The following is a 20,589-nucleotide window of genomic DNA, read 5'->3' on the forward strand; positions in this document are numbered from 1 at the left end:
CTCCGCCGTTCTTTTGAGGGAGATCGCTAAGACAAGATTAGCTGAGATCGGCGCGCATCACGCGAAGCGAGTTTACACGGTGCGTGCGTGGATCTAGCGTTGCGTGACGAAGAGCTCCGCGACCCGTAATTCTCCGGAGTGCTTCCAAGCGCACATGTAAGCAAATCTTAAGCGGTGCTGCCTAGGGTTGGGAAAGAAATCCTTAAGCGCGTACAACGCGCTAGGTAACCTCCAGGGTGTGATTGATGTCGAATTCCGCTGCCTCGGCTTATGCGCGCGTTGCAACGACAACCGCATCTCCTCGCGACATCGAGGCGCAGACGCTGCTCAAGGCCGCCAACAAGCTCCAGGACGCGATCAACAGCGCCGACCCGTTCAGCGAGCAGACCACGCAGGCGCTGATGTTCAATCGCAAGCTCTGGACGATCTTCCTGAGCGAAGCCATGCGGGACAGCAACCCGCAGCCGATCGACGTTCGCCAGAAGATCGCCAACATCAGCGTGTTCGTGCTGAGCCAGACCGCAGCGTTGCAGATGAGCCCGCAGTTCGATCACTTCCGCCCGCTGATCGAGATCAACCGCAATATCGCCGCAGGTCTGTCCGGACGGCCTTGACGGGGACTCGTGATGGCCGACATCACGAGCATCTGGCGTTCACATCCAAATCGAAGGTTGCATCGCCGGTCTCTCGCTCATTGACATGCGAAAGTCGCGCTGACCGGTGCCGATCAGACGCAGAACAGAACATCGTCGCCGATCCCGCGACGTCGATACGTGATGGTCAGGCGCTGACGTCAGTGCTGAGCGGACGCGAAGGCTCGGACTTCATGTCCAATGCATGGAAATAGGCCCGCCGGCGCAGCATCGCTTCGTCGGGGAACTGGTTGACCACTGCGTCGGTCTTGTCGTTGACGACCTGGAAGACAAAGGATGCGGCCGCCTGGTCGAACACCACCTGGCGCGAGATGTTCTCGTAGCTCGGCAGATCATTGCGTATGGGCGCGCTGGTGTCCGCCGCGGCGACCGTCTGGCTCACCGGGAGATCAGTTTGCACCGCCTCGTTCGCCGCCGCATTGGACGTCGTTACGATCTGCGCGGGGGCCGGGATCCCCACCGGCCGGATGCTGAAATCTGTACTCATGGCAGCCTCCTGGTTGCCTTACTTGAGTCAAATCCCAACCCCTCTCATAACGCAACCATGGAACACCAGGACTGAAGACCTGGTAAGGAAACGTGCCTAACCGCGCGACGACATCGCCGCGCGGTTTTTCGTAAAATTGTCGATTGTTCTCGTGCGCATTCAGAGCGAGCGGCTGACCGCGAGCGGGGTGATGTGGCGCGGGCCCGGGGCTGCGCGGCGGCCGGCGGCCGTATAGGTGTTCGGCACGTTGCGCTTCTGGATCTCGGCATTGACGCCCCGCACGACGCTTTCGGAGACCGCATGTGCGGTCGCGAGCACGGTGAGATTGACCTGGAGCATCGCGCGGAACGCATCGTGGTGGCGATGCAGCGTCGAGAGCAGCTCCGGCGCCGATTTCGCGAGCTGCGCCTGGTTCGCCTTCAACTGGCCGACGGCGCCGACGTAGTTGCGCGATAACTCCTGCTTCTTGCTCTCGAGCGTCATCGCCTCGCGAACCTTGCCGGCGCGAACGAGCTCGGTCTCGCGCTCGATCAGTCCGAGCAGGGCGCTCATTGCGTCCATCAGGTCTTCGGCGAGCTTGCGCGCCTCGGTGCTGCCGGGCGCGGTGTTCGGACGCTGGGCCTGCATCGGCTGACGTGAGGCGCTGAAATGGTTCATCTCGTTTGACCTTATGCCGTGCGGGTGGTTTTCGCCTGCTGCATGATGAGGGTGCGGTAGACCTCGGTGGCGACGCCGACGCCGCCGGCCTTGGCGAAGTTCTTGGAATATTGCTCGGTCAGCATCGAGCGCCACACGCCGGTGCCGGGCGTGTCGCCGAACGGACCTTCGCCCTTCAGGCCCGAGGTCATCTGCGAGAACATGCTGTTGAGGAACATCGCCTCGAAATCGGTAGCCGTCTTCTGCGCCCTGGCCTGCTGCTGCGGCGAGACCTTTTGCAGCGCGGCGGCCAGCTCGAAATCCGGCCGGCCGTTGCGGCTCTCGACCGAAAAGGCCGACGAGCTGGCGACGCGAGGCGAGTTGATCATGCCAGCCTGCATCACATCACCTCGATGTCGGCTTCGATCGCGCCGGCGGCCTTGATCGCCTGCAGGATGCTGATCATGTCGCGCGGGCCGATGCCGAGGCCGTTGAGGCCGTCGACGAGCTGCTGGAGCGAGACGCCGTTCTTGACGAGCGCCAGCTTCTTGCCGTCCTCGGTGACCGTGACGCTGCTGCGCGGCGCGACCACGGTGCGGCCGCGCGACAGCGGGTTGGGCTGGCTCACCTGCGGGCTCTCCGAGATCGTGACGGTGAGGTTGCCCTGCGCCACCGCGACGGTGGCGACGCGGACGTCGCGGCCCATCACAATGATGCCGCTCCGTTCGTCGATGATGATCTTGGCGGCGAGATCTGGGTCGACCTGGAGCTGCTCGATTTCGGTCAGGAATGCGACGACATTGCCCTTGAACTCGGGCGGGATCGAAAGCTGCACCGTGGAGGGGTCGATCGGTTCGGCGGTCTTGACGCCGAGATAGTCGTTGATGGCGGCCGCGATGCGCTTGGCCGTGGTGAAGTCGGCATTGCGCAGCGCCAGGCGCACGTTCGGCAACCGGTTGAGCGCGAACTCGATCTCGCGCTCGATGATGGCGCCATTGGCGATGCGACCAACGGTGGGGACGCCGCGCACGATCTTGGCCGCCTCGCCCTCGGCCTGGAAGCCGGAGATCGCAAGCGAGCCTTGCGCCACCGCATAGACGTTGCCGTCGGCGCCGAGCAGGGGAGTGACGAGCAGGGTGCCGCCCTGCAGGTTCTTTGCATCACCGAGCGCGGAGACGGTGACGTCCATGCGCGTGCCTTGGGTGGCGAAGGCCGGCAGGTTGCCGGTGACCATCACGGCGGCGACGTTGCCGGTGCGGATGGTGGCGCCGCGGATGTTGACGCCCATGCGCTCGAGCATCGCCTGCAGCGACTGCTTGGTGAAGGGGATGTTGTTGAGCGTGTCGCCGGTGCCGTTGAGGCCGACGACGAGGCCGTAGCCGATGAGTTGGTTCTGCCGCACGCCTTCGATGTTGGCGAGGTCCTTGATGCGCGAGGTCGCAGCCGCCGGTGCGACCGACAGCACCAGCGCCGACAGCGCGGCGCAGGCCACCCCAACCATCCTCACCCAACGAACGCCTGGCATCGTCTGCTCCCCAAGGCTCTCACAAGCCTCCTCAAATCGACAAGACCAGGCGCGACACTCCCATGACGAGCTGGTCCGGCGCTGTCCTTGCGAGCGCTGTGCCAAACCGGAGCGGTAGGGTTAGGTCGCTGAATAGGTTGAATAAATCTGTTTCGACCGGTGTCAGCCGGTGTTGTCCCTGAGGAGCGAAACTGCCGCCTGTCGGCAGATTTTGCCGGGCCGTTTACGCACCGTTAACCATAAGACAGCGAAGGTGACGGCATCGATCACCCGGATTCTTTCCGATGCGCATCTACGGACCGAACGGCACCACGCTTGGAACGCCGGCCAGCCAGGCCAGGCGGACCAGCTCCGGCACCTTCGTGTTGCCCGACACCTCGTCGGCGCAGGAGACGCGGAGCGCTGCCGCACCGAAGGCCGCCGCCAACATCGACGGGCTGCTTGCCTTGCAAGGTGTCGAGGAGGATCCGGTGGAGCGCCGCAAGCGCTCGGTGGCCCGCGGCCGCACCGCGCTCGACGTGCTCGACGAGCTCAAGATGGGGCTCCTGTCCGGCAATCTCGACGCCTCGACGGTGATGCGGCTGCGCGATGCCGCGGCGAATTTGAAGTCGTCCTCAGGTGATCCCGGACTGGACTCCGTGCTCTCGGAGATCGAGCTGCGCGTCGAGGTCGAGCTGGCAAAGGCCGGGCGGGGGTAAGGCTCGCCCGTCAGCTCCGTGCAATGGAGATGACGGTAATCCCATTGACGCTTCTTTGCGCGCCTACGCCGCCTCTTCCTTCAACTGCGCATCATAGCGGCGCTGGGCAGCGAGAACGTCTTTCAGATTCTGCTCGGCCCAATCGCGCAATGGATCGACGGCGCCAGCGAGCGTCACCCCGAGCTGCGTGATCGAATACTCCACCGTCACCGGAACGGTCGCGATGGCGCGACGCCTGATCAGCCCGTCGCGTTCGAGTGACTTCAGAACCTGACTCAGCATCTTCTGCGAAATGCCTTCAATCGTGCGGCGCAACTGATTGAAGCGCATCGGCTCCTCGCGCAGCAGCAACAGGATCAACACCGCCCATTTGTCGCCGACACGGTCGAGGATTTGGCGGGTGGGGCAGTTCGCTGCATAGACGTTGGGTTTCATCGTCGGTCCTCGGGAATCCGTGGGTCGTGGCTTGCGGTGCGCGGAGGGTTACCCTCGCGTAATCAGGTAAGCACAAAGTGCTCTCTTAACACCAGCAGTCTTTGCGATATCTAGTCTCCATTGGTTACTATATGAGCTAAGGAGCCTTCCATGAAAATCGCAGTCGCCGGCGCCTCGGGCCGGGCCGGATCGGAGATCACAAAGGAACTGTCCCGCCGCGGCCACGCGGTCACAGCCATCGCCCGGAACCCCGAGAAGATCGCGGTCCTGCCGAACGTCACGCCGATCAAGGGGGACGTGCTCGACCAGGCCGGCCTCGCCAGACTGTGGGCCGGCCACGACGTCGCCGTGAGTTCCGTGCACTTCCTGGCCAGCGATGCGCGCAAGCTGATCGGCGCGGCGAAGGACGCCAACGTTGCTCGTTACCTCGTCGTCGGCGGCGCCGGCAGCCTCGAGGTCGCGCCGGGCGTGAAGCTGGTCACGACGCCTAATTTTCCGGCCCAATACAAGGCGGAAGCGGAGGCGGGCTCGGCCTTTCTCGACCTGTTGCGGCAGGAAAAGGAGCTGAATTGGACCTTCATTTCGCCGTCCGCCCTGTTCGTCGAGGGCGAGCGCACCGGCAAGTTCCGGCTCGGGACCGATCAGCTTCTCGCAGATGCGAACGGCAAAAGCTGGATCACCTTCGCTGATTACGCCATTGCGCTCGCCGATGAGATCGAGCGCCCGGCCCATGTGAGACAGCGCTTCACGGTCGGCTACTAGATCCGAAGCCGCCCCCAGGCCCTCCAGGATAAACCTTCCTGTGCAAGGGTTTGGGGGTGCCAGCCGGCGCCTCAGGGAAATATTGTCTGTCACAGGAGGCCACTATATAAGGCCCGGCTCAACGGACCCTGTTTCCGTTGCGAGTCGTTGCTTAGACAGATAGGCCGCCCTTGGAAAAGTTGAAAAACTACCGACCGACCGACAAAGAGCCTTTCATGAACGACCGGCAGAAGGAGTACTTCCGTTTGAAGCTCCTCGCCTGGAAAGATGAGATCCTCAAAGAGTCCAAGCTGACGCTGCAGGCCCTGCAGGAGGAGAACGTCAACCACCCCGATCTCGCCGATCGGGCATCGTCCGAAACCGACCGCGCCATCGAGCTCCGCGCCCGCGACCGCCAGCGCAAGTTGATCGCCAAGATCGACGCCGCGCTCCAGCGCATCGAGGACAACACCTACGGCTATTGCGAGGAAACCGGCGAGCCCATCTCTCTGAAGCGGCTCGAAGCCCGGCCCATCGCGACGCTCTCGGTGGAAGCGCAGGAGCGCCACGAGAAACGCGAGAAGGTCTATCGCGACGAATAGAGACGGAGCCGCCACGTGCGGCTCTTTTGTTTTTGGCTCACGGCGTCGCTTGAACGCCGCTGGTCCCGCGCGTAGATTTGCGCCGCCATGATGATTTGCACCCTCAACATCGCATCGGTTTTCTTCCTGGGCTGAGCGCAGACGCCTCCGCCGCGGAGGCATCGCGTCCCGCAAGTTCAACTTGCGGTTTCCCAACCGATTGAGCCAGCCGGTTCCGCAGCGAGCCGACGACGAGGGCTGGCGAGCAATTGAGAGATCATCATGACTGCCTATCCCCGCGCGTTGGACGACGCGCAAATCCAGCAATTCGTCCGCGACGGCTTTGTCCGGATCGACAATGCCTTCCCCCGTGAGCTTGCCGAGGCAGCCCGCGTCATCATGTGGCGCGATCTGCCCTGCAGCGAGCACGACCCCGCCAGTTGGACCCGGCCCGTGGTGCGGTTGCCTTATTATGGTGACCCGCCGTTCCGGGATGCCATCAACACCCCAGTGCTCCATGCCGCCTTCGACCAGATCGTCGGGCAGGGGCGATGGCGGCCGCGGCGCGACATCGGCACCTTTCCGGTGCGCTTTCCGCATCCGGACGACCCCGGCGATGCGGGCTGGCATGTCGATCTCAGCTTTCCCGGCGAGGATTACAACCTGGACGAAGCGCGGGATCACTCGGCTTGGCGCGTCAACATCACCTCGCGGGGGCGGGCGCTGCTGCTGCTGTTCCTGTTCTCCGACATCGGTGAGGACGATGCGCCAACGCGGATCCGGGTCGGCTCGCACCTGCCGATGGCGCGCTATTTGGCGCCGGCTGGCGATGCGGGCCGGGCGCACATGATGCTGGAGCAGATGGGAGCCGACTGTCCGGTTGCGCTCGCGACCGGTGCGGCCGGCACGGTCTATCTCTGCCATCCCTTCCTGGTCCATGCCGCGCAGAAGCATCGGGGACAGCGTCCGCGATTCCTGGCGCAGCCGCCGCTGCATCTCGCCGAGCCGTACCGGCTGGAGCGGATGGACGGGGACTACTCGCCGGTCGAGGTCGCCATCCGCGCCGCGCTTGGACGCGTTTGACGCAGGCGATGCCATTGCACTCGGCGTTGTGGCGGGTTCCTCGCTACAACGCCGATGTCGTGCGAGACTGACCCTCGCGGACCACGAAAAATGAATCGCGATCAATGCGCTAGAGTCAAATCCTCTGCGCTCACGTGAGTTCACATGAGAAACAGCCTTCACTTCAGGTGCGGCGAAGTTTTACGAGTCGCATCAACGAGATCTGGTCGGATGGTGAGACACCGAAGCAGCGGCATCAAGCATCGCTGCAATCAGGCTTCCTGCAACACTGCCAGGCGCGCATCCCCATAAAGCCTCGACCAGCTCAATATTTCCTTAAACGCCGGGAGCAGGCCGTAGGCCGCATCGGTCAGCTCGTATTCGATCCTCAACGGTTTCTCCGCGAAGGCGGTGCGCGACACCAGACCATCCTGTTCGAGCTCGCGCAGCTGCGTGGTCAGCATGTGCTGGGTGATGCCGCCGATCGATCGCCGCAAGGCGCCGAAACGAACCGGGCCGTTCATCAGCGCAAACAGAATCTCCAGCTTCCACTTGCCGCCGAGCGCATGGATGGCGCGCTTGAAATCGGCGAGCAGGGCGGGATCGGGACTGCAATCGCAGTCGCCGCCGCAAACACTGGTCAGGTTTTCCATACCGGTCTCGAAATCCATTCTACTTGTGCGGATGCAGATAGTGACCAGATGCGGCCTTGAGCAGGGTGGCGGAACCAATTCGTGGACCTGCGCAACGCAAGGAAAACGGCAATGAGCACTGTTCTGGTCACCGGCGGGTCCGGCTTCGTCGGCATCCATGTCATCCTGCAGCTTCTTGCTGCCGGCCATCGGGTGCGAACGACGGTGCGCCGGCCGGACCGGCAGGCCGATGTGCAGGCGATGCTGCGTGAGGGCGGGGCGGTCTCGCCCGAAAGCCTGTGCTTCTTTACGGCTGATCTCACCGCGGACGATGGCTGGCGTGAGGCGGTCACGGGCTGCGACTATGTGCTCCATGTCGCCTCGCCGCTGTCGACCAGTGTCCCCAAGGATGAGAACGAGATGATCATCCCGGCCCGCGACGGGACGCTTCGGGTGCTCCGGGCTGCGCGCGATGCCAGCGTAAAACGGGTCGTCATCACCTCGTCACTGGGCGCGATCGGCTACGGCCATCCGCCCCGGGAAAAGCCGTTCGACGAGACCGACTGGACCAATCTCGCCGGCAGCGACGTGCAGCCCTACATCAAGTCCAAGACGCTGGCCGAGCGGGCGGCCTGGGATTTCATCGCGCGCGAGGGGGGCGGGCTGGAGCTGTCGGTGGTCAATCCCGCCGGCATTTTCGGGCCCGTGCTGGGGCCGGACTTCTCCGGCTCCATCGAGATCGTCAAATCGCTGCTCGATGGTGCCATGCCGGCGGTGCCGCGGGTCTATTTCGGCGTTGTCGACGTGCGCGACGTCGCCGACCTCCATTTGCGGGCGATGACGGCGCCGGAGGCGAGAGGCGAGCGCTTCATCGCCGTCTCCGGCGAGGCGATGTCGATCCTCGACATCGGCAGGGTGCTGCGGGGGGAACTGGGACCGAGGGCGCGGCGGGTTCCGCGGCTCCAGGCGCCGGACTGGCTGGTCCGGCTGGCTGCGCGCCGTATTCCGCTGCTGCGTGCCGTCGTGCCGATGCTCGGAAGGGTGCGGCATTCCACCAGCGCCAAGGCAAGGTCGGTGCTGGGCTGGCAGCCCCGGTCCAACGACGAGGCGATCCTCGCCACCGCCGAGAGCCTGATCCGCCTCGGCCTCGTCAAGGGCTGAGGGGCAAACGTCACCCGCGCTTGTCACGTCCGGGCGGGGATGCTGAAGTGTCGCCCCTGAATGCGTAGCGTGGGAGGCGGCGCCGATGGACAAGATTCTCGCAGCCGCAAAGGCGATCGCGCTGGCGCGCCGCAACCATGCGCCGCTCGCGGCGCTGGAACGTCCGCCCGCCGATGAGGCCGAAGGTTATCAGGTGCAGCGCGCGCTGCACGATCTGCTGCTGGCGCATGTGGGGCCGCTGGTCGGCTACAAGATCGGCTGCACCAGCCAAGTCATGCAGGACTATATCGGTATCCCGCATCCCTGCGGCGGCGGGGTGTTCCAGAAGGGGGTGCATGACAGCGGAGGCAAGCTTGCCGCCTCCAACTATGTCCGGGTCGGCGTCGAATGCGAGATCGCGGTGCGGCTGAAGCGGGACCTCGCCGCCGGCGAGGCGCCGTTCACGGCCGAATGGGTCGGCGAGGCGGTCGAGGCCTACCACCCCGCGATCGAGATCGTCGACGACCGCTATGTAAAGTGGGAGACGATGGGCGCGCCGACGCTGATCGCCGATGATTTCTTCGCCGCCGGCTGCGTGCTGGGGGCGTCGGTTCCGCGCTCGTCGGCGCCGGACCTGAAATCGGTCAAGGGCCGCGCGATTCTCAACGGCGAGGAGGTCAGTCACGGCACCGGCGCCGACGTGCTCGGCCACCCCCACAACGCGCTCGCCTGGCTCGCCAACCACCTCGCCGCCGAGGGCAAGGGGCTGCATGCCGGGCAGCTGGTTCTCACCGGCAGCCTGGTGAAGACGCTGTGGCTGAAGGCCGGCGACAAGGTGCGGATGGAGCTGGACGGGCTGGGCGCGGTGGAGGCGGAGTTTACGTGAGGGGTGCATAGCGCAGCGACGCCCACCGTCATTGCGAGGAGTTCTTGCGACGAAGCAATCCAGAGTCGTTCCGCGGATGCATCTCTGGATTGCTTCGCTTCGCTCGCAATGACGGAGTTTGGGGCAGCGGCGTCGCTACAATTGTGCGGATGTGAATCATTGTAGGCGATCGCCCTAAACCGTGATCCAAAAATACATGCGGCCCTCGCCAGGGGAGCTAGCGAGGGCCGCGTCGTACACCGTCGTTCGCGCCTAGGTTCGCGAACACGATGTGGGAGCTCTTGAAGGGGCTTAGAAGGGCAGCAGCACGTCCATGACCTGCTGGCCGTAGCGCGGCTGCTGCACGTCCATGATCTGGCCGCGGCCGCCATAGGCGATGCGGGCCTGCGCGATCTTGCTGGAATCGATGGTGTTGTCGCTCTGGATGTCTTCGGGGCGGACGATGCCGGCGACCACGAGCTCGCGGATCTCGTAATTGACGCGGATCTCCTGCTTGCCTTCGACCACGAGGTTGCCGTTCGGCAGCACCTGGGTGACGACCGCGGCGACGTTGGTCTGCAACGCTTCCTGGCGGTTGACCGAGCCCTTGCCGTCGCTGGAGGCGGTGGCGTCGGCGGTGAGGATGCGGCCGGGCAGGATCTTGTTCGCCTGCGTAATGGTCTGCGAGCCGATGAAGTCGGTAATCCCGGAATCTTCCTTGTTGGTGCGGCTGCGCTGGGTCTCGTTGGAGAGGTTGGCCTTGTCGGTGATGTTCACGGTCACCGTCAGGAGGTCGCCGACCTGGCGGGCGCGCTGATCCTTGAAGAAGGCGCGGCTGCCGTTGCGCCACAGCGAGTTCGGATTGTAGGAGGCCACTTCCGGCTTCGGCATCGGCATCTGCACCGGCTTGTAGCCCGGCTGCGTCGTCGGGTTGTCGATCGCCGACAGTTTTGGTTGCTCGCCGATCTGCGACAGGCGGTCGATCGAGGAGCAGCCGCCCAGCGCGCAAGAGGCCAGCAGCAGGGCAGAGATCGCGATGCGACGGAGGCGGAGGGCCGAACTGAACGAAGACATGACTTACTCTGACTTGGCTGGAGCTTGCGAGAGGCGAACTTGCGGAATCTGGGCTTGGGCAGTTTGGGTTTGGGCAGTTTGAGCCGGCGACCCGGGGGTCTCGACCAGGCTCCTGACGAGGGCTGCAGTGTCGACGGGGGCGGGCGCCTCGTCGCGCTTGAGCGAGGTCTGCTCGACCGCGGGCGCCGCCGGCGCGGATTGGCTGGCACCCTGCACGGTGACCTGGCCGCGGCCGGTGACGATTCCGGTCAGCGTGCGCTTGGATTGCGGGTTGATCACGCTGACGGTGTCGCCCTCGGCGCCGCTCTCGATGGCCTTGCCGCGGGTGGTGAGGTAGAGGCCGGGGACCTCATAGATGATGGTGACGGCCTGATCGCGCACGACAAAGTCGGGCTTGACGATATCGGCGACGCGGATCGGCGTGCCGGCCCGCATCGGCCGGCGCAGCTGCATGCCGATGCTGCGGTCGCGCGAGGCGGGCTCGCCGGTGACTTCGGCTTTCGGCCGGCGCTCCAGCGAGAGGTCGGAGGACTTCAGGAGATCGGCACGGTCGATGTCGCGCGTCAGCACGGCCACTTCCACCGTCTCGATCGCGGTGCCGGTGAAGCGCAGCTTGGTCGGGGCCGGACTGTTGTCGTTGGCGATCTCGAAGGCGATGTCGAACCGGCCACTGCGGGCATCGTAACGAGTTGCGACAGGCTGCAGGGCACCGGTGTTGGAGGCGTCCAGCCGCATCTCGGCGACGCCGCGGTCGAAGGTGACGGTGATGTTGGCGGCGTCGCCGAGGCCGAAGCGGCGCTCGAGCGTCGAGGCGACCGCGTTTTCGAGATCCTTGCTCGCGAGTGTGCGGGCGAGGCGGGTGACCTGCACCTCCTTGATGTCGCCGGTCATCACGCCGATCACCTGCTTGGCACGGAGCACCGACAGGACCTGCCCGACCGTCAGCGTGCCGGTGGTGCCGAGATCGGGCGAGCGGTAGACCGGGATCAGCGCAGCCGATCCGGCATTGTCGATGAGATCGCCGACCCGCACCACGTCCGCGGTCACGGTGACGCTCGCGCGCAGCGTCGGCGAGGCGATGACATCGTCCGCGGCCGCGGCCGGCAAGGCCAGCGCGAGCAGGGCGGAGATCGTGGCGAGGGTGGCGCGGATCATCGTCATTGCCTCAGCGGAACAGCGCCGTGGTCGATTGCATCATCTGGTCGGCAGCGCTGATCACCTTGGCGTTCATCTCGTAGGCGCGCTGGGCGGCGATCAGATCACTCATCTCCGAGACGACGTCGACATTGGCCTGCTCGAGGCTGCCTTGCGAGATCTTGCCGTAACCTTCGGCCGTGGCCGTGCCGTCCTGGGGCGGGCCGGAAGAAGGCGTCTCGGTGAATTGATTGCTGCCGACCGGCTGCAGGCCCGCCTTGTTGATGAAGCGGGTCAGGCCGATCTGGCCGAGGATGGTCGAGGTCGATGAGCCGGGCAGCGTCACGGAGACCTGGCCCTGCTCATTGACCGAAAGGCCCGAGGCGTTCTGCGGGATGGTGATGGTCGGCTGCACCGGGTTGCCCTGCGCGGTGACAACGCGGCCCTGGTTGTCCATCTGGAAGGTGCCGTCGCGGGTGTACTGGTAGGTGCCGTCAGGCATCAGGATCTTGAAGAAGCCTTCGCCGGAGACCGCGAGGTCGAGATCGTTGCCGGTCTGCGACAGCGTGCCCTGGGTCATGCTGCGCGGCGTGCCGACGGTCTGGACGCCGCCGCCGATGTCGACGCCGACGGGCAGGATGGTGCCCTGGTCCGAGGCCTGCGCGCCGACGCGGCGCACATGCTCGTAGATCAGGTCCTGGAACGCCGCGGTCTGCTTCTTGAAGCCGGTGGTGCGCAGGTTGGCGATGTTGTTGGAGATCACCTGAACGTTGAGTTCCTGTGCCGCCATTCCGGTCGCTGCGGTGTGAAGCGCCTGCATCTCAGTTCTCCCTCAATCAGGCCGGAACGTCGGCGAGCTTCTCGATCGCCGATTTGTGGAGGTCGCTCTGCTGCTGCAGCAGATTGGCGATGGCGGTGTAGCTGCGCATGACTTCGACCATGCGCGTCATCTCGCCGACCGAGTTCACGTTCGACTTCTCGATGTAGCCCTGGCGCACGCTGGATTTGGTCTCGGCCTGCAGGGTGGCTGAGCCGGCCGAATAGAGATTGGCGCCGAGCTTGGTCAGCTTGGTCGGGTCGTCGAACGAGGCCATGCGGATTTTGCCGCGGATCGAGTCGGTCTTGGCGGTACCCTCGAGCACCGTGATGGTGCCGTCGGGCGCGATGTTGATGTCGTGATCGGTCGGCTGGAAGGTGATCGGGCCGCCGGTGCCGAGCACCAGGTTGCCGTCCGAGGTGACCAGCTGGCCGGTGTTGTTGAGCGAGAACTTGCCGTCGCGGGTGAACAGCTCGCCGCCATTGGCCTGCACCGCGAAATAGGCGTTGCCGTCGATCGCCATGTCGAGGGGATTGCTGGTCGGCTCCATCGGCCCCTGGCCGATGTCGCGGTAGGTGCCGCGGTCCTGCACATAGGAGACTCGGCGGTCCGGACCCATGAAATTGTCCTCACGCGCGTTCGAGTTGAGGTACTCCTCGAACAGCGAATGATCGGCCTTGAAGCCGTTGGTGTTGGCGTTGGCGACGTTGTTGGCGATGACATCCATCTGCCGCTCCAACGTCATCTGCCGTGACAAGCCGATCAGAAGCGCGTTCTGCATCGGAGATCTCCCCTGAGTGAGGTCTGCCATTTCGCTCTCCCAAGCGCCTTGGCGGACCCCGTGAACGAGACCGTCAGGTTCTCCCAAACCGTTCGGTCTCGGCCCTCTCTCAGCGAAAGCCGTGCCAACCCGGAAAATCTTGTATTTTCAGTGTTTTGGCGATTTTTTCTGGGCGCGGGAGGGCGGCAGAAAGGTTCTGTTAGCCATGTTTGCCCGGCAGATTTTTCCTAGTGGAAGCCCAATCGAAAGATTCCGTTAACCATTATTACCGTAGCGTTTGCCATGAAAAGGAGCGCATTGCGCCGGGGCATTTGTATCGCGTCACTGTCTTGAGGCTTCGCTCTTTCGACCCCTTTGAGAGACCCGGGCGCGGCGACCATGGCAGAGAATGAAGCGGAAGGCGGCGCAGCCGCTGAGGGCGCGGAAGCCGCTCCGCCGAAGAACAAGCTGAAGCTCATCATCATGGCCGTCGGCCTGCTCGCCGTCCTCGGCGGCGGCGCTGCGACCTGGTTCTTCTTCTTCCGTCACGGCGACGACGAGCATCATGCCGAGGCCGCGCCGCCGCCGAAGCCGCCGGCTTTCGTCGACGTTCCCGACATGATGGTCAACCTCGCCGGCGCGCCGGGCGAGCGCGTGCAATATCTGCGGCTGAAGATCGTGCTGGAGCTGAAGGAAGAGAAGCAGATCGAGGCGATCAAGCCGACGATGCCGCGCGTCACCGACATCTTCCAGACATATGTGCGCGAGCTGCGCCCCTCCGACCTCAACGGTTCCGCCGGCATCTTCCGCCTCAAGGAGGAGCTGACCAAGCGCGTCAACGCGGCAGTCGCCCCGATCCAGGTCAGCGCGGTGCTGTTCAAGGAAGTCGTGGTCCAGTGATGGCGCCAAGGAAGGTGACGGACTAGCGTCATGGCCGGCAACGAGCAAATGGACCAGGATGCGATTGCCGCCCAATGGGAGGCATCGCTCGATTCCGAGGATCCCGCGGAGGCCGCCAAGGCCGCCGCCGAAAACGAGCTGTCGGAAACCATGGCCCTGCAATGGGCCGCCATGGTCGAGGACGGCAGCCGCGATCTCGGAAGCGGCAAGAACTCCGGCGAGCGGGTGCTGTCGCAGGAGGAGATCGACAATCTCCTCGGCTTCACCGTCGGCGACGTCACGCTCGACGACCATTCCGGCATTCGTGCGATCATCGACTCGGCGATGGTCTCCTACGAGCGTCTGCCGATGCTCGAAATCGTCTTCGACCGCCTGGTGCGGCTGATGACGACGTCCTTGCGCAATTTCACCTCCGACAACGTCGAAGTCTCGCTCGACCGCATCACCTCGGTGCGTTTCGGCGACTACATGAACTCGATCCCGCTGCCCGCCGTCCTCACCGTCTTCAAGGCCGAGGAGTGGGAGAACTTCGGCATGGCGACGGTCGATTCCAACCTGATCTATTCGATGATCGACGTGCTGCTCGGCGGCCGCCGCGGCACCAGCCAGCTCCGCATCGAGGGCCGGCCCTACACCACGATCGAGACCGAGCTGGTGAAGCGGCTGGTCGAGGTGGTGCTGGCCGACGCCGAGCAGGCGTTCCGGCCGCTGTCGCCGGTGACCTTCACGATCGACCGGCTCGAGACCAACCCGCGTTTCGCCGCGATCAGCCGTCCCGCCAATGCCGCGATCCTGGTGCGCCTGCGCATCGACATGGAAGATCGCGGCGGCAACATCGAACTCCTGCTGCCTTATGCGACCATCGAGCCGATCCGGGGCGTCCTGCTCCAGATGTTCATGGGCGAAAAATTCGGCCGCGATCCGGTCTGGGAAGGCCATTTCGCCACTGAGATCGTGCAAGCCGAGATCGCCGTCGATGCCGTGCTCTACGAGGCCGACATCCCGCTCAAGCAGCTGATGCGGCTCAAGGTCGGCGACACGCTGCCGCTGGACATGCGCGCCGACGCCAACGTCACCGTGCGCTGCGGCGACGTCACGCTGACCGAGGGCCGGATGGGCCGGGTCGGCGACCGTGTCGCGATCCGCGTGACGAAACCCTTGCGCAAGCCAAGTACGACACTTGCGATGTTCGAGAAGGTGGACGAGCAGAACAAGATGATGGAGGCCCCATGAACCACTCCCTGGGAATGGCGATCGAGACGCTGGTGGCTGTCCTGCTGATGCTGACGATCGTCTACTGCGTCATGCTCAATAAGCGCCTGACGCGGCTGAAGGCGGACGAGCATTCGCTGAAGGCGGTGATCGGCGAGCTGATCACCGCGACCGAGATCGCCGAGCGTGCGATCGGCGGGCTGAAGCTCGCCGTGCGTGACGTCAACGAGAATCTCGGCAGCCAGCTCGCCGCGGCGACGCAGATGTCGGACCAGCTCTACAAGCAGCTCGGCGAAGCCGACAACGTGGTGCGGCGCCTGTCCAAGATCGCGATCGCCGCGCGCCCCGTCACCAATCCGGAAGCGGTTGCCGCGCCGGCGGCCAAGCCCTCGACCGCGAAGGCGGTGGCGGCTGCGGCCGAAGCCTTCTCCGAGCGTCGACGCTCCAACGGTCTTGCCGCATGAAGTCAGGGTATGAAGTCCTTTCGTAACATCCGTGTCATCCCGGTCGTTCTGATTGCCGTCGCTGGCCTCGCCACGCTGAAGGTGGCGGGCCTCGTCACCAATGGCGGCTATGTCTTCGACTACAAGCCGAACCAGGCCACGAAGTCCTGGGCGGAGAACAACCTGAATTTCCCGACCGGCCGCGAGGAGCCTGAGATCACCACTGGCTCGACCCATGGCGCGCCGAAGGAGGCGCCCAAGCCTGCCGCGCCCGAGACCAAGCCGGAAGGCACCGTGGTCAAGGTCGACGAAGCCCAGCCGCAGGTCTCGGCCTCCGAGCGCGCAATCCTCGAGCGCTTGCAGGCCCGGCGCCAGGAGATCGAGGCGCGCCAGCGCGAGATCGACATCCGCGAGAGCCTGCTCAAATCGGCCGAGAAGCGCATCGAAGGCAAGGTCGAGGAGATGAAGGCGGTCGAGAACCGCATCTCTGCGACACAGGCCGAGCAGAAGGCCGCCGAAGCCCAGCGCATGAAGGGCCTTGTGACCATGTACGAGGGCATGAAGCCCAAGGACGCCGCACGGGTGTTCGATCGCCTCGAAATGCCCGTGCTGATCGAGATCGCCTCGGCGATCGCGCCGCGAAAGATGTCGGACATCATGGGACTGATGTCACCGGAGGCCGCCGAGCGGCTGACGGTCGAGATGGCCCGCCGCGCCAATGGCGGCGGCGATCAGTCGGCCTCGGCCGGCGACCTGCCCAAGATCGACGGCAAGCCGACGCAAAAGCCGAATTGAGGGCTCATACTTAAGAAGTCCTTAATTGGCCAAACCTTAGAGTCGAGGGCAGGGGCCGGCATCAGGACCGGCGTCAACCGTCGAAACGGAAGAATTCCGCCAATGGCGCGAGAGGCTGCCGCTGGATTTGTGTCGCGAGCCCGCGCTTCGGCGTGGGGGCTGTCGCGTCATGTCCGACATGCGGGCGTGCTGGCGGTCTGCCTGCTGATCGGCCTTGGTGCGCCTGCCCGGGCGGCTGATCCCGTCAGGGGTGAGGCGAGTTTTTCCGCCGGCGGCGGCTTTGCCCGCCTTGTCATCAAGCTCGGCGAGGACGTTCCCTCCGAGGTGACGACCGCAGGCTCCATCCTCATCGTCCGCTTCGACCGGCCCGTCGACGTTCCCGTCGACCGCGTGCCGGAAGGCGCCCCCGATTACATCAATTCCGCGCGCCGCGATCCTGACGGCAGCGCGATCCGCCTGTCGCTGGCGCGGCGCGTCACCGTCAACACCATGAACGCCGGCGAGCGGACCTTCATCGACCTCCTGCCCGAGGGCTGGAAGGGACCGCCGCCGAGCCTGCCCATGGATGTCGTCAAGGAGTTGGCCGAGCGTGCGCGCATCGCCGAGCGCGCGCTGCGCGCCCAGCGCGCCGCGGCGGAGACAAAGAAGCGTCCGCCGATCCGCGTGCGCGCCTCGGTGCAGCCGACCTTCGTGCGCTTCGTGTTCGAGATGCCCGACGGCGTCGGCGTGTCCTCCGTGCTCAACGAGCAGAAGCTCACGCTCGCCTTCAACGCCAACCTCAATTTCGATCTGGCGGATGCGGTCGTCGCGGCGCCGCCGAACGTCGCCTCGATCAAGCAGAAGGCCGACATCGACCAGACCAATGTCGAGATCGCGCTGATCGGCGATTCCGACGTGCATTCGTTCCGCGACGAGAAGAACTACGTCGTTGACGTCGCCTTCCAGCCCGACAAGGGCAAGACGGCCGCGACGCCCGAGGCGGCGATCTCGCAAATGAAGCCGGCCGGTCACGGACCGGCGCCCGACAAGCCTGCGGCCGAGAAGCCGAAGGACGCCCATCGCGACGTCGCCCCGCCGACCTCCGAGATGATCGCGCGCGAGGCGAGGATCGAGGTCAAGCCCGAGGCGAAACCGGACGCATCCGCCGCGATGCCGCCCGCCGAAGCGCCGAAACCGGCGCCGGCTCCCATGGCCGAGGCCGCGCACGCAGCGGAAGCTCCCAAGGAAGTTGCGAAGGAAGTTGCCAAGGAAGCTGCGAAGCCGGCGCCCCCCGCTGCGCAAGCCGCGGCCGCGTCGTCCATGCCCGCGCCTCCCGAAGAGGCCGCGAAGGAGCCGGTCAAGGAAGCTGCCAAGGAGGCTGCCAAGCAAGCTGCCAAGGAAGCCCCCAAAGAAACCCCCAAGGCCGCGTCGCAGCCGACCGTTGCCAGCGTCGATGCGCGTCGCGACAGCGATGGCTTGCGCGTGACGTTCCCGATTCAAGTCGCAACGGCCGCAGCCGCGTTCCGCCGCGGCGACACCGTCTGGCTGGTGTTCGATACGCCGAAGCCGATCGATGTCGAGGCGATCCGCACCAAGGGCGGGGCGATGATCGGCGAGGTCGGTCGCATCCCGCTCGACCAGGGGCAGGCGGTGCGCATCCGTCTCACCCGCCCGCTGGTCTACTCGCTGGCGAGCGAGGAGGTCGGCAAGGAGACCAACTGGCTGCTGACGCTGGCCGACAAGATCCAGTCGACGCCGCTGCCGCTGATGATGTCGCGCAACATCACCGATCCCGCGCTCGCCAACATCGCGATCCCCTTCGCCAATCCGGGCCTGCTGCACAAGCTGATCGATCCCGACGCCGGCGACGCGCTCTATGTCGTCACTGCGCAGCGGCCGGTGCGCGGCTTCATCAAGCGGCAGGACCTCGTCGATCTCTCGCTGCTGGAATCCGCGCATGGCATCGCGATCCGGCCGAACTCCGAAGAGATCGGCGTCGAGGTCGGCTCCGATAAGGTGATCCTCGGCAAGAAGGGTGGGCTGACGCTGTCGCCGGTCGACATCTCGGCCGAGCGGGCGCCGACCGCGGTGCGCCCGGTCTTCAGCCCCGAAGGCTGGCGCAAGGGCCAGTCGGAGAACTTCATGGCGCGCCAGAGCGAGCTGATGACGGCGATCGCGGCTGTCGAACCGGCCCTGCGTTCGCTGCCGCGGCTCGACCTCGCGCAGTTCTACATGTCGCGCGCGATGTATCACGAGGCCAAGGCCGTCACCGACGTCATGCTGACCGACCCCCTCAACAAGGAGGAGAGCGGCGCGCTGATCATGCATGCGATTGCCAATATCCTGATCGGCCGGCCGTCGCAGGGCCTGAAGGACCTCGCCAATCCCGTGATCGGCAACAGCCATGATTCCCAGCTGTGGAAGGCGCTCGCGTTTGCGCGTCAGGGCAAATGGGCGGATGCCCGCGAGAAGTTCAAGAATGTCGAATTCGCCATTGCCTCGCTGCCGCTGGACATCCAGCGCATCGTGACGATGGACGCGATGCGCGCCTCGCTCGAGGTGAAGGACTATGCCGGCGCCTCCAAGCGTCGCAGCGAGCTCGAGGTCGTCGGCGTCCCGCCCGAGGCCGCGCCCGGCTTCGCCGTGCTGCGCGGCCGGCTCGCCGAGGCGCTCGGCCACGACAAGGACGCGCTGGACGATTACAAGTTCGCGGTCGCCTCGAATGACCGTGCGGCGGCGGCCGAGGCCAAGCAGCTCGAGGTCGCGCTGCGTCAGAAGCGCGACGAGATCGGCAAGGAAGAGGCGCTGCGCGAGCTCGAGACGTTGTCCATGACCTGGCGCGGCGACGCGATCGAGGTCAAGACGCTGCAGATGCTCTCGCGCCTTTATGCCGAGAACGGACGTTACCGGGACGCGCTCACCGCCGCGCGCACCGCGACGAGGCTCCAGCCGAACGCGGAAGCCTCGCGACAGGCGCAGGACCTCGCCTCCGAGCTGTTCACGCAGATCTTCCTGGGACCGAAGGGCGACGAACTGCCGCCGGTCGAGGCACTCGGGATGTTCTACGAGTTTCGCGAACTGACGCCGATCGGCCGTCGCGGCGACGAACTGATCCGCCGGCTCGCCGACCGTCTCGCCTCGATCGATCTGCTCGACCAGGCCGCCGAGCTCCTGCAATACCAGGTCGACCACCGCCTTGAAGGTGCCGCGCGCGCCCAGGTGGCCGCGCGCCTTGCCATGATCTATCTCGCCAATCGCAAGCCCGACATGGCGATCACCGCGCTGCGCGCGAGCCGCATCAGCGATCTCTCCGGCGAGCTCAGGCAGCAGCGCCTGCTGCTGGAGGCGCGCGCACAGAGCGATGTCGGCCGTCACGATCTCGCGCTCGACATCGTCTCCAACGTCTCGGGGCGCGAAGTGCTCCGCCTGCGCTCGGACATCTTCTGGGCGGCGCGGCGCTGGCGCGAGTCTGCCGAGCAGATCGAGCTCTATTACGGCGAGCGCTTCCGCGACTTCAAGCCGCTCAACACGGTGGAGAAGAGCGACATCATCCGCGCCGCCGTCGGCTATGCGCTCGCCGACGATTCAATTGGCCTGTCGCGCTTCCGTGAGAAGTACGCGCCGCTGATGAGCGAGAGCGCCGACCGTCTTGCCTTCGACATCGCCAGCAAGCCGGCCGCGGCCTCCAGCGCCGAATTCGCCGAGATCGCCAAGCTCGCTGCCAGCGTCGATACGCTCGACGGCTTCCTGCGCGAGATGAAGCAGCGCTTCCCCGACGCCACCGCCCGCGCGCCGGGCACGCCGCAGGCCAAGGACGAAGCCGAGCACACCGGCTCGCTGCCGACGATCCCGGTCGTGCGGCAGATCAAGATGACGCGATAGGGAACGGCTGCCGGGTAAAGTTTTTCCGCGGGGCGGTCTGGATTGCTTCGTCGCAAGGGCTCCTCGCAATGACGAGGAGAGAGCGGAAGGCTCGTGTTGTGGCGGAGGGGATTCGCTGGCGTCCTTGCCTGAAGCGCC

At 65.3% G+C, this 20,589-nt stretch carries 22 protein-coding genes; 12 read left to right on the top strand and 10 right to left on the bottom strand.

Translation table 11 applies throughout. The annotated features are described in order from the left end of the window. The first annotated feature begins 245 nt into the window (after positions 1-245). Positions 246-614 (top strand): flagellar biosynthesis regulator FlaF, encoded by a 369-nt coding sequence (flaF, locus tag P6U31_RS13285; RefSeq protein WP_063682345.1) that lies wholly within the window; start codon positions 246-248, stop codon positions 612-614. 166 nt (positions 615-780) lie between these two features. Here the strand turns inward: flaF and P6U31_RS13290 are convergent, their stop codons facing one another. The 4 genes from P6U31_RS13290 to P6U31_RS13305 all read right to left on the bottom strand — a co-directional run bounded on the left by P6U31_RS13290 (position 781) and on the right by P6U31_RS13305 (position 3,301). Beyond that, positions 781-1,140, bottom strand: coding sequence for a hypothetical protein (locus P6U31_RS13290; protein ID WP_407188902.1), 360 nt, complete (start codon positions 1,138-1,140; stop codon positions 781-783). A gap of 159 nt (positions 1,141-1,299) precedes the next feature. Next, positions 1,300-1,797 (bottom strand): hypothetical protein, encoded by a 498-nt coding sequence (locus P6U31_RS13295; protein WP_407188903.1) that lies wholly within the window; start codon positions 1,795-1,797, stop codon positions 1,300-1,302. 11 nt (positions 1,798-1,808) lie between these two features. After that, on the bottom strand, positions 1,809-2,177 hold the full coding sequence (flgJ, locus tag P6U31_RS13300; protein ID WP_407188904.1) for a flagellar assembly peptidoglycan hydrolase FlgJ: 369 nt from the start codon (positions 2,175-2,177) through the stop codon (positions 1,809-1,811). Further along, positions 2,177-3,301, bottom strand: coding sequence for a flagellar basal body P-ring protein FlgI (locus P6U31_RS13305; protein ID WP_407188905.1), 1,125 nt, complete (start codon positions 3,299-3,301; stop codon positions 2,177-2,179). Before P6U31_RS13305 ends, flgJ begins: the two co-directional genes overlap by 1 nt. Positions 3,302-3,585: 284 nt before the next feature. Between P6U31_RS13305 and P6U31_RS13310 the strand changes: the two genes are divergently transcribed. Next, on the top strand, positions 3,586-3,999 hold the full coding sequence (locus tag P6U31_RS13310) for a flagellar assembly protein FliX (protein ID WP_128926731.1): 414 nt from the start codon (positions 3,586-3,588) through the stop codon (positions 3,997-3,999). Positions 4,000-4,062: 63 nt separating this feature from the next. Here the strand turns inward: P6U31_RS13310 and P6U31_RS13315 are convergent, their stop codons facing one another. Next, positions 4,063-4,434, bottom strand: coding sequence for a winged helix-turn-helix transcriptional regulator (locus tag P6U31_RS13315; RefSeq protein ID WP_407188906.1), 372 nt, complete (start codon positions 4,432-4,434; stop codon positions 4,063-4,065). 150 nt (positions 4,435-4,584) lie between these two features. Between P6U31_RS13315 and P6U31_RS13320 the strand changes: the two genes are divergently transcribed. The 3 genes from P6U31_RS13320 to P6U31_RS13330 all read left to right on the top strand — a co-directional run bounded on the left by P6U31_RS13320 (position 4,585) and on the right by P6U31_RS13330 (position 6,839). Then, positions 4,585-5,196 (top strand): NAD(P)-dependent oxidoreductase, encoded by a 612-nt coding sequence (locus tag P6U31_RS13320; protein WP_407188907.1) that lies wholly within the window; start codon positions 4,585-4,587, stop codon positions 5,194-5,196. 215 nt (positions 5,197-5,411) lie between these two features. After that, positions 5,412-5,777 carry an RNA polymerase-binding protein DksA gene (gene dksA / locus P6U31_RS13325; RefSeq protein ID WP_085966600.1) on the top strand — a complete coding sequence of 122 codons (366 nt, stop codon included), beginning with the start codon at positions 5,412-5,414 and terminating at the stop codon, positions 5,775-5,777. 261 nt (positions 5,778-6,038) lie between these two features. Then, positions 6,039-6,839: a phytanoyl-CoA dioxygenase family protein gene (locus P6U31_RS13330; protein WP_407188908.1), complete on the top strand. Its 801-nt coding sequence runs from the start codon at positions 6,039-6,041 to the stop codon at positions 6,837-6,839. A 251-nt stretch (positions 6,840-7,090) separates the two neighbouring features. On the opposite strand, the gene P6U31_RS13335 is transcribed toward P6U31_RS13330, so the two are convergent. Next, positions 7,091-7,489 (bottom strand): winged helix-turn-helix transcriptional regulator, encoded by a 399-nt coding sequence (locus P6U31_RS13335; protein ID WP_407188909.1) that lies wholly within the window; start codon positions 7,487-7,489, stop codon positions 7,091-7,093. Positions 7,490-7,582: 93 nt separating this feature from the next. On the opposite strand from P6U31_RS13335, the gene P6U31_RS13340 reads away from it, so the two are divergent. Beyond that, positions 7,583-8,611, top strand: a complete 1,029-nt coding sequence (locus P6U31_RS13340; protein WP_407188910.1) for an SDR family oxidoreductase — start codon at positions 7,583-7,585, stop codon at positions 8,609-8,611. Positions 8,612-8,696: 85 nt separating this feature from the next. Further along, entirely contained in the window at positions 8,697-9,476 is a 780-nt protein-coding gene (locus P6U31_RS13345) for a 2-keto-4-pentenoate hydratase (RefSeq protein ID WP_407188911.1), read from the top strand. A 291-nt stretch (positions 9,477-9,767) separates the two neighbouring features. Here the strand turns inward: P6U31_RS13345 and flgH are convergent, their stop codons facing one another. From flgH to flgF, 4 genes are read right to left on the bottom strand one after another with little or no spacing between them, the layout of a single operon-like run. Further along, positions 9,768-10,529, bottom strand: coding sequence for a flagellar basal body L-ring protein FlgH (flgH, locus tag P6U31_RS13350; protein WP_407188912.1), 762 nt, complete (start codon positions 10,527-10,529; stop codon positions 9,768-9,770). A gap of 3 nt (positions 10,530-10,532) precedes the next feature. Next, a complete protein-coding gene (flgA, locus tag P6U31_RS13355; protein WP_407188913.1) occupies positions 10,533-11,684 on the bottom strand; it encodes a flagellar basal body P-ring formation chaperone FlgA in 1,152 nt (383 codons plus the stop codon). A gap of 10 nt (positions 11,685-11,694) precedes the next feature. Continuing rightward, a complete protein-coding gene (flgG, locus tag P6U31_RS13360; RefSeq protein WP_407188914.1) occupies positions 11,695-12,483 on the bottom strand; it encodes a flagellar basal-body rod protein FlgG in 789 nt (262 codons plus the stop codon). Between the two features lie 16 nt (positions 12,484-12,499). Next, entirely contained in the window at positions 12,500-13,261 is a 762-nt protein-coding gene (gene flgF / locus P6U31_RS13365; RefSeq protein WP_407189840.1) for a flagellar basal-body rod protein FlgF, read from the bottom strand. Between the two features lie 378 nt (positions 13,262-13,639). Here flgF and fliL point away from each other — a divergent pair, with 378 nt between their 5' ends. The 5 genes from fliL (at position 13,640) to P6U31_RS13390 (ending at position 20,451) form a co-directional block, all read left to right on the top strand. Beyond that, positions 13,640-14,140: a flagellar basal body-associated protein FliL gene (gene fliL / locus P6U31_RS13370; RefSeq protein ID WP_128926721.1), complete on the top strand. Its 501-nt coding sequence runs from the start codon at positions 13,640-13,642 to the stop codon at positions 14,138-14,140. A 30-nt stretch (positions 14,141-14,170) separates the two neighbouring features. Further along, positions 14,171-15,373, top strand: coding sequence for a flagellar motor switch protein FliM (gene fliM, locus P6U31_RS13375; protein WP_018321852.1), 1,203 nt, complete (start codon positions 14,171-14,173; stop codon positions 15,371-15,373). Continuing rightward, positions 15,370-15,816 carry a DUF6468 domain-containing protein gene (locus tag P6U31_RS13380; protein WP_407188915.1) on the top strand — a complete coding sequence of 149 codons (447 nt, stop codon included), beginning with the start codon at positions 15,370-15,372 and terminating at the stop codon, positions 15,814-15,816. The genes fliM and P6U31_RS13380 overlap by 4 nt, the downstream gene beginning before the upstream one ends. A 9-nt stretch (positions 15,817-15,825) precedes the next feature. Next, positions 15,826-16,590, top strand: coding sequence for a MotE family protein (locus P6U31_RS13385; protein WP_407188916.1), 765 nt, complete (start codon positions 15,826-15,828; stop codon positions 16,588-16,590). A 102-nt stretch (positions 16,591-16,692) separates the two neighbouring features. Beyond that, on the top strand, positions 16,693-20,451 hold the full coding sequence (locus tag P6U31_RS13390; protein ID WP_407188917.1) for a tetratricopeptide repeat protein: 3,759 nt from the start codon (positions 16,693-16,695) through the stop codon (positions 20,449-20,451). The last annotated feature ends 138 nt before the right edge of the window (positions 20,452-20,589 follow it).

It is taken from the genome of Bradyrhizobium centrosematis (assembly GCF_045571495.1).
Taxonomy (GTDB): domain Bacteria; phylum Pseudomonadota; class Alphaproteobacteria; order Rhizobiales; family Xanthobacteraceae; genus Bradyrhizobium; species Bradyrhizobium centrosematis.